Annotated in this window: 13 protein-coding genes and 3 pseudogenes; 4 read left to right on the top strand and 12 right to left on the bottom strand. The window is 39.9% G+C overall.

The genetic code is table 11. From position 1 onward, the window contains the following. Nucleotides 1-149: 149 nt before the first annotated feature. The 7 genes from LEP1GSC062_RS03750 to LEP1GSC062_RS03725 all read right to left on the bottom strand — a co-directional run bounded on the left by LEP1GSC062_RS03750 (nt 150) and on the right by LEP1GSC062_RS03725 (nt 5163). Nucleotides 150-1217, bottom strand: a complete 1068-nt coding sequence (locus LEP1GSC062_RS03750; protein WP_010576367.1) for a DUF1574 domain-containing protein — start codon at nt 1215-1217, stop codon at nt 150-152. A gap of 16 nt (nt 1218-1233) precedes the next feature. Beyond that, nucleotides 1234-1446 (bottom strand): hypothetical protein, encoded by a 213-nt coding sequence (locus tag LEP1GSC062_RS03745; RefSeq protein ID WP_244265081.1) that lies wholly within the window; start codon nt 1444-1446, stop codon nt 1234-1236. A 222-nt stretch (nt 1447-1668) separates the two neighbouring features. Beyond that, a complete protein-coding gene (locus LEP1GSC062_RS24530; protein WP_020983443.1) occupies nt 1669-2139 on the bottom strand; it encodes a Kelch repeat-containing protein in 471 nt (156 codons plus the stop codon). Next, nucleotides 2139-2852: a Kelch repeat-containing protein gene (locus LEP1GSC062_RS24525; protein WP_020983424.1), complete on the bottom strand. Its 714-nt coding sequence runs from the start codon at nt 2850-2852 to the stop codon at nt 2139-2141. Before LEP1GSC062_RS24525 ends, LEP1GSC062_RS24530 begins: the two co-directional genes overlap by 1 nt. A gap of 642 nt (nt 2853-3494) precedes the next feature. Then, nucleotides 3495-3866: a hypothetical protein gene (locus LEP1GSC062_RS03735; protein WP_010576369.1), complete on the bottom strand. Its 372-nt coding sequence runs from the start codon at nt 3864-3866 to the stop codon at nt 3495-3497. Between the two features lie 61 nt (nt 3867-3927). Next, complete coding sequence (locus LEP1GSC062_RS03730) at nt 3928-4350, bottom strand: SRPBCC family protein (protein WP_002625198.1); 423 nt, start codon at nt 4348-4350, stop codon at nt 3928-3930. A gap of 9 nt (nt 4351-4359) precedes the next feature. Next, nucleotides 4360-5163, bottom strand: coding sequence for an SDR family NAD(P)-dependent oxidoreductase (locus LEP1GSC062_RS03725; RefSeq protein ID WP_010576370.1), 804 nt, complete (start codon nt 5161-5163; stop codon nt 4360-4362). Nucleotides 5164-5352: 189 nt separating this feature from the next. On the opposite strand from LEP1GSC062_RS03725, the pseudogene LEP1GSC062_RS03720 reads away from it, so the two are divergent. From LEP1GSC062_RS03720 to LEP1GSC062_RS03710, 3 genes and pseudogenes are all read left to right on the top strand, one after another. Then, nucleotides 5353-5778: pseudogene (locus LEP1GSC062_RS03720) on the top strand (hypothetical protein); the annotation flags it as partial. 340 nt (nt 5779-6118) lie between these two features. Next, the gene (locus LEP1GSC062_RS03715) at nt 6119-6337 is read left to right on the top strand and encodes a hypothetical protein (protein WP_010576372.1); all 219 of its coding nucleotides are present in this window, start codon (nt 6119-6121) and stop codon (nt 6335-6337) included. Continuing rightward, nucleotides 6318-6710: a PIN domain-containing protein gene (locus LEP1GSC062_RS03710; protein WP_010576373.1), complete on the top strand. Its 393-nt coding sequence runs from the start codon at nt 6318-6320 to the stop codon at nt 6708-6710. The genes LEP1GSC062_RS03715 and LEP1GSC062_RS03710 overlap by 20 nt, the downstream gene beginning before the upstream one ends. 86 nt (nt 6711-6796) lie before the next feature. Here the strand turns inward: LEP1GSC062_RS03710 and LEP1GSC062_RS03705 are convergent. The 5 genes and pseudogenes from LEP1GSC062_RS03705 to LEP1GSC062_RS03685 form a co-directional block, all read right to left on the bottom strand. Beyond that, nucleotides 6797-7196, bottom strand: a pseudogene (locus LEP1GSC062_RS03705) (sugar:proton symporter). 159 nt (nt 7197-7355) lie between these two features. Continuing rightward, nucleotides 7356-8624 carry an NAD(P)/FAD-dependent oxidoreductase gene (locus LEP1GSC062_RS03700; protein ID WP_010576375.1) on the bottom strand — a complete coding sequence of 423 codons (1269 nt, stop codon included), beginning with the start codon at nt 8622-8624 and terminating at the stop codon, nt 7356-7358. Between the two features lie 22 nt (nt 8625-8646). Continuing rightward, complete coding sequence (locus LEP1GSC062_RS03695) at nt 8647-9198, bottom strand: low molecular weight protein-tyrosine-phosphatase (protein ID WP_002749208.1); 552 nt, start codon at nt 9196-9198, stop codon at nt 8647-8649. Further along, nucleotides 9174-9920: an SDR family oxidoreductase gene (locus tag LEP1GSC062_RS03690; protein ID WP_020983410.1), complete on the bottom strand. Its 747-nt coding sequence runs from the start codon at nt 9918-9920 to the stop codon at nt 9174-9176. Before LEP1GSC062_RS03690 ends, LEP1GSC062_RS03695 begins: the two co-directional genes overlap by 25 nt. 256 nt (nt 9921-10176) lie before the next feature. After that, nucleotides 10177-10424, bottom strand: a pseudogene (locus tag LEP1GSC062_RS03685) (hypothetical protein). A 96-nt stretch (nt 10425-10520) separates the two neighbouring features. Between LEP1GSC062_RS03685 and LEP1GSC062_RS03680 the strand changes: the two are divergent. Beyond that, the gene (locus LEP1GSC062_RS03680) at nt 10521-11687 is read left to right on the top strand and encodes an acyltransferase (RefSeq protein WP_020983428.1); all 1167 of its coding nucleotides are present in this window, start codon (nt 10521-10523) and stop codon (nt 11685-11687) included. Nucleotides 11688-11820 lie beyond the last annotated feature (133 nt).

Here is an 11820-nt window from a genome sequence, read left to right as displayed (position 1 = left end):
AGAAGCCGAATTTAAAAGTCAAGAAATTCCGAAATCACAAACAGATACGAGTGAGACCAATTCAAAAACGATCGGATCTTCGACAAAGTACAGAAATTGACCCGGCTTTTCTACGACGAATCAAGCTAAACAAAAACGTTCCCGGAAATTTATTTTTTGTCCAGATAGTAGTGAAGCAGAATAAATCGAATGAAAGGACGATAACAATCCAAGGAAATATGACCGCTATCCGCATAAGTATTGCAAGCATAGTAAGAATCCTTACTCATATCCAACAAAGGAATATCCGCTTTTTCGTGCATCGGTTTTACGATTTGGAACCAGGGTTCGAGAACATTCAGTTCGTTCAGCACTTTTTCCATCGGAGCCGAAGCGCTTGGTTTTACGAATAAGGCTCTCCATTTTTTTTCCAGAAGTAAGTTTAGAATTTTTTGATAAAATTCATATTGTATCGGTGAAGGAGCATAGGAAGGATAAATCCAACCGATCGTTTTATGAGCGGATTCTTGAATTTTGCCGAAGTCCTTTTCCACATAAGCTCCCGCGGGAGAAATGGCATTTCCCTTGTCGGTTTTCAAAGTGGCGATCGTCATCGTCTTCAGCAATTCGCCGATCTCGAAGTTCTCGTTCTTCAAACGTTTGATCACATTTCCGATATAAGGTTTGTTATAACTCACGCCGAAAAGAAAATTAGCAAAGTAATAATTCACGTTTTCTTTTCCCAAAGTCCAAGCATATTTCAGGATAAAGATTGGGTCGAAGCTGTTCGCTAAATTCGATTTTTTGAATGTAGTGCTGTTTTTATTGAATTGAAACGGATCACTCTCGATCACGATCAAGTCGGGATTCACCCCGCCGTTTGCAAGTCCCTCTAAAAAGTAAAGATAATAGACGGGAGTTGTAACCGCGGAAGAAAGATTATAAACATCCCAATCCGGATAAAAGGCCTGAAGATCCGAATTTTGAAAGTAGAGCATCCGAGAAGATCCCATAAGGATCATAAGTTTTTTCTTTTTTTCCGGATTTTTGGAATACTCTCCATCGGAACCGTATTTAGAAACGATCTCCCGAAGAAGTTCCTTTTTTACATCGTAGTAGATGTAAGTAAATTCCTGTTTTACGTAATCCCTGACTTTATCCAAAAAGAAAATTTTATCGAATAAAAATATCGCCAAAAAGAGAAGGACCGGATACCAGAGAAATGGTTTGGACTTCAAGAAATTCTCCTAATACTCAATTAAGAAGTTGTCCAATTTCGGAAGGAAGTGTTGTAATTCCTTTCGAACTCAAATCCAAACTAAGAACCTTCGAAGGATTTTGAAGTGTTTTTGTTAAGTCAGTGTGAGTTTCTTTTTCAACTGCCTCCGCTTGCAACTCAGCAAAGAGGCAAATGAGAAGGAAAATTGTAGCTTTTTTCAAATAAATCATTGTTAAGCCGAAGTTCATAGATAGGGTCTCCGTAAAATTTAGAATCTTTCCCAAAACGTAGGAACAATCGCAGCGATCCACGGAAATTCTCATAAAATCGGATGACTGGCGGACAGCTCTTATTATTTTCTTGAAAGATAGAATCGATTTTGTAGAAACTATAGAATCACCTAATCTTTCGCTCACAACGAGTTAACGAACAATCTATCATTCAAAAAATTTAACTTTGGAGATCCGTATCTACCACTTTAAAATTTCAGAAGAATTTTCATATCCCGTGGCACTCATACCACCAAATACAAAGACAGATCCATTGCGAAGTGTAGCCGAGTAATGGCCATGTCGTAATGTTTTGAGTCTGGGGATTTCACACCAGGAATCCGTACTCGGAAAATAACGCAGATTGGAAGAAACGAACCCCGCATTCCTCCCTCCTAAAAAAAGAACCGATCCGTCGTTTAGAAGTTCCATCGTAAATTCGGAACGAGAAACCGACATCTTTTTGAACGTCCATTGATTGGTTTGAGGATCGTAGATTTCCATACTGTCGCGATATGCATATTGATTTGCAATAGAAATAAATTCTCCTCCCGCTACCAACAATCTACCGTCGTTTAACAAAATTGCAGAATGGCTCTGTCTGGATTCTCGCATCGGAGGAAGTAAGGTCCAGGAATTATCATTCGAATTGTAGAGTTCCGCCGTATTCATTATGTTATTGCCACTACTTCCTCCAGCCACCAATACTTTTCCATTTTGAAGGGCGGTCGCAGACTACTCCAACGGGAAGTTGTCATCGGCAGAGTGTCGCTCCAAGTGTTCTGAGCTGGATTATAGATCTCGGCGCCGAAGGTTGCATTGAAATTCTCCTCACCACCGGATACAAGAACCCTTCCGTCTGCAAGAAGCACAGGAACATGCAACGCGCGCGCGTGTCCCATAGGGGCCGCGAAGTTCCAATTTCCATTTGCAGGATCGTAGAGTTCAACCGAAGACAAAAAAGTATTTAAATCCGTACCACCGAAAACCAATGCCTTGCCGTTATTCAAAGAAATACTGTTATGATATTCTCTGTCAACGTTCAATGGATTGATCGTCGTCCATTGGGAAGTATTGAAATCAAAGGATTGCACTTGATCTAAGATTCCATTTCCAAGATTACCTTCTCCGCCAATAGCCAGAACTTTTCCGTTTGTAAGAATCGCTTTACTTGCTTGCGATCTACCGGTTGCTCCGGATATTACATTCCAAGTTCTGCTACTTGACGCAGAATCTTGACAAGCAGGGACGGGGACGGTAGTCGTAGCTCCCAATATACCCAACAAAACCAGGAGATCGGATGAGTCCCCTCCGTCCGATCTCTTACATCCGATCCATGATACGATAACCAGTACAAATAAGAATAACTTTATTTTGAATTTCATAACAACGAGAACTCCTTCGTTGAACGACTACTTCTCCATATAACCAATAGAGTAGCAAATAATTTCTGTCAATGAAAAAGATTCAACAGCGTTGCGTTGGATGTGAATCTACTGAAATGAGTATTCCTAAACCTAGATAAAAGACCTTAGAGCTTGTTCTACTCGCCTCTATAAAAATAAGTACCTAAATGCCAGTCCGTCTCAAATAAAACGCAATCATTCGGAAATTTTCACATACCAAAAGCATCTCATCTAAATTCTAACACAACACTTCCTATCATAATCTAAACCGCCACAAATGCTTGGATGGATATAAACTCGTCGCTCGTACGACAATCTTCTTCAAAAAATAATCGAACCCATCTCCATCTACATTGGGGAAAAGTCATTCGCAACATCTCTTGTTCTCTAAAGAATGATCGAGAAAAAAGACTCGGAAGAATTTTCTCCATCATAAAACCATATTTTCGCAGGTCGAAAGTCATTCGTTGTGGAAACTCCCACAAAGACCAAAAACAACATGAGAGTTTCGAATGTTTGTATAAGAGAGAATTTGATTTTCGAAATTTGTGATAAGAAGAGGAAGAGTCGGTAAAAACACCGACTCAGGTTCTTTGAGAAGCAGGAAGTTGTCAAATGAAATCAGGCTGTTACCATGTCTTTTTGAGAGAACTGTTTGCGCTTTCTTTGTAACTCCGCAAACCATTCTTCCGCGTGTTTATGATAAGCGACTAAACGTTTGACATAGACTCTTCTTTCAGGCATTAAAACCCGCCTCGCTTCAAAAATGATTTCCTCCACAATCTTCGTGTGAAACGTAAAGTGACTGGAAAAAAGATTGAAGTAATCTCTCTCCGAAGCTTCCCAAGGTCTGGAAGCAATGTCTGTGAAATATTGTTCTAATTGTCCGATATCATGGTCGAAGTCCGATTCGTAAGGAGAATTGACGACCGCTATCGTATCGGTGAGGTCTGTGAGGGTTTGAAAGTAAGTCTCTAATTCAGGTAGTTGCACAGGTAAAAATCACCTTTCCTATAGGTTCCGTTTTACCATCTTTTTTAGAGGCCTTACACGTTCAAGATTTTTTAAGATAATCTTTCAAATGTTTTCCTTCTTCGTCCCATCCTTCCGAAGCGGCTTCGACCCAGACGTCATACTTCTCGCTTACAGGATAACCCGAATTCGTTACAATCAGTTTGGAAGAATTCTCACTCAAAGAATGAAATTCCAATTTCAACTCAATATCACCCGCGGGATGATCTTGCCAAAGCAATACTAACTCTTTTAAAGGGATTATTTTTTTATAAATTCCGTTTGTCGTTAGATCCCCTTCCATTCCAAGTTTCCACGTCCAAGCAAAGTTAGCGCCTTCCTTAGGACGGCCGGTGACCTTATCCGCAAGCCAATGGATCAGTTCTTCGTTCACAGTGACCGCATTCCAAACTCTCATCAGAGGATAGTCGAACTGAAATTCTTTTACAACGCTTCTAGTTTCCATGCTTTCCTTTTAGTGAAAATCTTTATAAAGTTTTTTGAATAAAGTTCGCTCCAAAAAAGCAGGAGCGATATTACGCAACCATTTCAAAAAAAATCCAGAACTATCCATGATGACCAGTCTCGATTCTGGATCCTCCACCGAATCGATCATCTTAGACGCAACCTCTTGCGGAGATTTAATCTTCTTACCGGAATAGTGATCCTCGCTCAAAACGTTACCGTCTCCGTCCAAACCGGATGCTCGAAGTTTCGTCTTCGTATAGGGAGGGCAAAAAATGATAAACGACAAACCTTCTTCCGAAAGTTCTATTCTTGCCGCTTCCAAAGCTGCGTGAAGCGCGGACTTAGAGGAAGAATACGCGCTTCTTCCCGGAATTCCATAAAGACCGCTCACAGTGGAGGTCGCGATCACGGAACCCTTGGCTAATTTAATCCGCGGAAGTAATCTTTGGATAAGATAGATAGGACCGAAAAAATTGATATCGAACGTTTTACGAAAGGTTTCGATTCTCGTTCCGTCAAAACGAGAATGTGTGGTAACTCCCGCATTTGCAAAAAGAACGTCTATACCCCGATAGTTCTTGGAAATTTTTTTGATCGCCTTATCGATTTCCTTTTCCGAACTTAAGTCGGTCGGAATATGAATCAGATTTGTGGGAAGACTATCTTTTCGTTTTAAAAGTTCAGGTTGAGTTCTGGAAAGATTGATAAGATTGCAACGGATACGAGAAAGAGCACCGAGGACGGCTTCTCCAATACCGGAAGAACCTCCGGTCACTACGACGGTTTTGCCTGTCCAAAACGAAGGATTCATGTTACCAGAGCATTCTCAACATAAGAAAGAAGGATTCAAGAATTTTTTCAAGGGAAAGAAGAACATTCCGTTACGTCCTTCCGCGTCGAAAAAAGAAAAACAAAAATCATAGGAAAGATTTTGCTTATCAAACATTTCGGTTTTTATAAACTCGATTGAATTCAAGCAAATCTTTTTTATAGAATTTATCTCAAAGAAATAAAAAGGCTTTCTACGAGCTGCATTTATTGTCCGGAATGTCTGACCAACACCCCGGAAGAAGAATCTCAATTAGATAAATTTCAGGATTCGAATTCTGATAGGTTTGATTCCGATCTTTCTTATATATCAATTGATACCTTTTTGGAAAAAAACAGGACTCTATTTTTAAATGCCGAGATAAAAACAAAACTCCCAAATCCAAGCATCTATAAGATCGATCCGAATGATGCGAATCTGAATCGATTCAATCGTTCCTGTATTCTTTCAAAAAAAGAACTTAGTTCTACAAAGGTCTATACTGTTTTAGTAACGTTTCGAAAATCAATTTTCGGATCGGAAGGGGATCAGAGAATATTTACTTTTATTCGGACCAAAAAAGGGTTTCGATTTTGCGAATATCTAAGTGTTCCTTAAATTCTTAAATCGTTTTTTCGAATTTACTACTCGGACGTATGAAAATGGTACCAAGAATTAACAAGCTATTTTTGCAGAGATATAGAAGTCCTCACAAAATTGCGCCGAATCCAGAGTTGTTGGCTTTTTTAAAGAAGGTCTAACATTCTAACTTTTGAAACAAACTTATTACAGTATTCTTTTTATGCGTCCGAGTAGTAAGTTTATTCTGACAAGTGATCTTACTATAAATTCGACTCTCTAAAATCGTTAAGATGATTGGCTTAGAACGGACCAGGCGATCCTTTTTAAAATCCGATTTTTAATTGACATTCGTCTGTATCGGGATACAGATCTAAGTATGATCGCTCAAACGCACGACAAACGGATCACCGCTAATCTTCCTGAAAATCTCTTAAAAGAAGCCAGACTTGTCACGGGAAAGGGAATTACCGAAACGATCGTGATGGGGCTCGAACTACTCAAAAGAAGCAGAGCTTACGACAAAGCACAAAAACTCAAAGGAAAAATCAAAATCCAAATCGATCTGGATACGAGCCGTGAGCGCACTCGTCGTTGATACTTCCAGTTTTATCAGTTACTTCAAAGTCGGAAATGAAACCATAGACAACGCCATCAAAGAGGGAAGAGTGTATCTTTCTCCGATCGTTGCCGCAGAACTTCTGAGCGGAATTCGTTCTAAATCGGACCAATCTCTGATGAAGGATTTTTTCGAAGATTTACCTCTCTGCGGAAATGAAATCGAATCTTGGTTTAAGACGGGACTACTACGATCCAAACTCTATTCCAAAGGTTTGTCCGTTTCGATCGCGGATGCGCACATCTGTCAGTGCGCGTTGGAACTGGGCGGGCATCTTATCACCGAAGATAAAATATTCTCCAAGATCGCAAAAATAACAACAGGACTCAAACTTGTACAGAAACGCTTCTAAATTCATATTACTGATTTCTATATTAGATTACGGTGAACTTTGAGCGAATCCCAACTTTAAATGCAGAATTTCGGAAACTCTAATTTTCAATCCGCATGGAATTGAAAATTCACCACTTTCCAATTCCCATTTTGATTCAATCGAAGTGAAATTTGAAATGGAATTCCACAAGGATTATATGCAACGTTTAACCGATCCTCTTCAACCTTACGCCCATTCAAATATCGTCGCAGTCTGTTTCCATAGGATTGTTTTGGATTGAGTTCTTTGATTTCAAAATCGCAATTCTTATCTTTAAGATATCTGGGGTCCAATTCTCGATAAGACTTTTTTTGAAATCTGTCAAACATCGTCTACAACTTCGTTTTCGTTCGTTAAAACATAAGTCTCATCAAGCTTATTTGTCATCGTTAGATTTAAGAAATTCTTAGATATCGACATTGCTTTTTTCGGTTCATATTGAATAGAGTTGTTGAAAAATTCAATTGTGGGATTAACAAAACTGCTTCAATCGTTCATTTTAGTGAAACAAAAATAAATGGAGAATTAATTTTTCAACAACTCTAACATACTTCAGAGCATAGAAGGATATGAAAACAAAAAAGCAGGAAAGAAATCGCTAATAGAAATTTATTTCCCATCCGATCAATCCTTGTCCGCGCTGATCTCGTCCTGAATCACTCTCGCTTCTGCCCTAAAAGCAATATAAGACCAAACCCAAGTGAGCAAAATCGTAACCTTATTTTTAAACCCAACTTGATAGAACAAATGAACAAAAAGCCAGGCAAGCCAACCGAATAAACCTTTCATTTTCAGAACTCCCACTTGGGCAACCGCATCCGTTCTACCAATCGTAGCCATAGAACCTTTATCAATGTAACGAAAAGATTTGCGTTTCTTATTCTTCAAGTCTCCTTGAATGAGTGCGGCGACGTAACGGCCTTGTTGCATCGCGACAGGAGAAACCCCGGGCAAAGGACGCTCCAGATCTTTGGAATAATTGGCGATGTCACCAATTACAAAAACTTCCGGATGGCCTTCTATATTGCAGAACTCATCCACAATCACCCTACCGCCTCGATCCAAGGTTACGCCTAACGTGGAAGCAATGCCGTTTGCTTGAACTCCGGCGGCCCAAATCACGGTCTCGGTGGGAATCATTTTTCCTTCGAGCTGAACCCCGCGTTCGTTGATATCGATGACTCTGGTTCCAGTCAAAACTTCCACTCCCCTACTCTCCAAACGTTTTTTGGTAAATTCCCCCAAAGAAGGGTCGAAAGCCATAAGCAGCCTGGGAGCGGCCTCAATCAAAGTAATTTTAGACAAAGCGGGATCAATCGTATGAAATTCGTCCCGAATGATCTGGTGGGAAAGTTCCGCGATAGAGCCCGCCAGTTCCACTCCGGTCGGGCCTCCCCCGATGATGACGTAATTCAAGAGGGCTTTAACGACCTCGGGGTCTCCCGAAAGTTCGGCTTTTTCGAAGGAAATTAAAAGTTTATGACGAATCTTCAAAGCGTCCTTTAGATTTTTCAGACCGATCGTATATTTCTCCCAGTGATCGTTTCCGAAATAACTGGACTTAGCTCCCGCAGACAAAATTAGATAATCATAATTTGTTGAAGTATTCTGATAATAAACCGTTTTTGTAGCAAGGTCGACTTTGGTTGCCTCTCCTAAAACCACGGTCACATTCAACTTTTCGCCTACTAAAGAACGGATCGGAATCGCAATATCCGCAGGACTTAAAACCGCGGTCGCAACCTGATAAAGAAGGGGTTGAAACAGATGATGATTCTTTTTATCAATCACCGTGATATCGAGATTGTTATTTTGGGAAAGTTTTTTAATGACTTGCAAACCCCCAAATCCTGCGCCGATGACTACTACTTTTCTTTTCCTGGAATCACTCATTTGTGAGGATTTTCCTCCCAGATTAAGCTTTTAAATCCAGTTTTTTAGAGAGAAGAAAATCAAGAAAGTCTTCCGCGGTATCGGAGACAATATTTTGCACTTCGTCAAAGTCCTTTAAAGTACCGTAATATGGATCGGGAACCTCAGAGTCTTTTTTAGAATCTTTTTGAAAAAACCGAAACAATTGTACTTTTTTTCTTTCTTCGTCCGAAGAGGCGAGATACAAAACATCTTTCTGGTTCGACTTATCCATCGTAAGGATGTAATCGAAATCCCTAAAATCCTCCTTTCGAAATTGTCTCGCCTTGTGGGTAAGTTCGATCCCTCTTTTACGCGCAGCTTGCCTAGTCCTAGGATCCGGAAGTTCTCCGATATGATACCTGGACGTTCCGCAAGAATCCACGAAAAAGGAAGATTCCAAATTTCTTTTCTGGATCAAATCCAGAAAGGCTCCTTCCGCCGCAGGAGATCTGCAAATATTTCCGAGACAAACGAACAAAACCCGAATCGACTGTTTCCCTTTTCGGTTTTGTTTTTCAAAAGGTAATTCTATTTCAGACCGATCTTCAACCATAAAAACTCGGGAATCCGTTTCATCAAATAACCAAGGAAAACCCATGGGAACCAAGGAACTGTAGCCGATAAAACTTTGTTTTCAATTCTTTTATATATTTTCCGAGCGCCTCTTTCCACCGGAATTACAAACGGACGAGATTTCATTTGATTGTTGATCGGAGTATCTATAAATCCGGGATGAATCACCGTTACCGAAACTCCATATCGTTTTACTTCTCCTCGAAGAGCCTCCATATAAGTGGAAAGTCCCGCTTTCGAGGAAGAATAACTTGCAGAACCGGGGAGACCTCTAAAAGAAGCTACGGAAGAGATCGCAACGATTTGTCCCGATTTTTGTTTTTGAAAAATAGGCAAAGCCGCCTCCACACCCGCCATCGCTCCGATCAAATTGGTTTCAATCACCGCACGATCGGCTTCAAAACTTCTACCTCCGAACGAAGCAGTGGTTGAAATTCCAGCATTTAAAACGATCAAATCCAAACCTCCAAGCTCCTTTGCCAACTTGGGAATAACTTTAAAATTCTGGTCCACGTCGGAAACGTCCAAAGAAGCAAATAAAATCTTACCTTTTGCACCGGAAGATTTCAGTTCGTCGCTGATCTTTTTAAGAGAATCCTTTCTTCTTGCGGTCAATGCTACGTTGGCTCCCGCCTTCGCATAAAGCCTTGCTAATTCTTTTCCAATACCCGAACTTGCACCAGTGATGAGCACATTTTTCATACGAGACAATTTAATGTAAAATTATAACTTACTTCAAACATTAATTTCAAGGAAAATCCAATTTATTTCAAACCCATCTTCACTTTCCTCTTCGTTTCCGTTCTTTCATTTATGCGATCATTCCGTTTTACATTTTACAGAAATAGAAGAAACAATAAACGAAAGTACTTCGACGGCATTCTCGATAAAAACAACCGAGACGCAGTACTTTACGGATACGAATTGACGACGATGACACTTTCAAAATCTTGCGCGCTTACTTGCAAAATTCTTCCAGTGTAGAGCCGAGAAGTTTATCTGTGTTTGCCAAACGATCGGCAAGAATTCGAACCATTTTCGCGGAAAAATCCGGATTTTTGATTAGGAACTTCTTCAGCTGTTGTTTACTCTCAATGACTGCGAGCTGACAATCCAAAATCGCTTTTAAAGGAGTACATACATCGCGTTATTCATCTCACCTTCTTTAAACACGATTCCGCCGACAGGGATCTCCATTTTATTCATTTTTTAAACCGACCTAAAAAGATTTCCTTCTTTATCAAAAAATCGCATACAGACGAATGAATATTAATTTCACTACCGAAAAAGCACATTCTTTTTATGATTTCAAACCTTTCCTTAATAATAGATATATTCGGACTTTGTATACTAATTCTGGTCTGCATTCTTTCCGACACACCTTCTCAAATTCTTCTTTCCTCCCCAAAAAAAGAAACTTCGGAAATCAGAAGCGGGTCTGTCAATTTCATTCGAGGACTTTCCATCACCGGAATCGTTTTCATTCACGTGAATTCGTATTATCAGTACTTTGGTCCGGGGGAAAACGCTTCCACACTGACGCTGGCTCTTTCGAATTTATTTCGATTCGGAGTTCCGGCTTTCATTCTTTCTTCCGGAATTTTTTTAAAGTTTACGAACTGGGCAGATTATTGGAGGCCTAAGATCTTTTCTCTTTTAATTCCATACTTGGGTGTCAGTTTTTTGGCCGCTTGTATAAAACTACAGACTCTTCCTAGCATAACCGAATATTTAAACGGAATTCTTCTCGGATCCTGGTGCGCTCCCTATTACTTCGTTCCTCTTTTAGTTTCCTTGTATCTGATGTTTCCTTTCCTCAAACGAATCCTACTGAAGTCCGACTCCAAAAAAGTAACCTTAATCTTTTTTTTCTCGGCTCTTATCCTGAATTTTTTATCGAACCATATTTTTCGTTATTTTGAAATTCCCTTCGTAAAATCGATCGAGCCCATCCTACCGACAGGATTTCTTTTTTTCTTCACCTTCGGATTGTTAGCTGAACAATGGTTTAAAGAGCCGAAAAGTTTTTTGCGACTTGCCGAAGAAACTAAATCTTCTTTTTTCCCCTACTCTTTCAAAAGAATCCTCTTATATGGAATTTTTCTGTATTTAGTCGTCTTAGGTATCGTAGGATACCTCTGGAAATTCGATTCTTCCAACCACCTAATCTTTTATCCGCTCGCGATGTTTCTTTTCCTTTTTCTCTGGGCGGAAGATTCTCAGGAACAAAAGAGACATAAACGATTTATTTCCCTTTTTGCTTCTGTCGGGGAAAACAGCATGGGAATTTTTTTACTCCACCCGATTCTCATCCATTGGATGCACGCTTGGGACCCTTTTCATTGGGGGGAGAATTTCGCCTGGCCTCTTATCTTAGTTGTCGGACTTATTAATATCGTGATCCCCCTTTTGGTTTGGTCATTTGCGTCGAAATTGATAAGTTATATCTTTCAACGCATTCGATTCTAAAAACCAAAAAAGAAGGCCAATGACAAAAACGATAGAATTTGAGACTTCTCAACGGAAAACTGAAAGGAGTTGATTGAGAAACTATCTTAACGTGAGTTCGGCATAAGAAATCCATGATTCATTTTTCTGAAAA

The organism is Leptospira alexanderi serovar Manhao 3 str. L 60 (assembly GCF_000243815.2).
Taxonomy (GTDB): domain Bacteria; phylum Spirochaetota; class Leptospiria; order Leptospirales; family Leptospiraceae; genus Leptospira; species Leptospira alexanderi.
The sequence above is the reverse complement of the archived record's forward strand: the minus strand, read 5'-3'. Positions and strand labels throughout refer to the sequence as shown.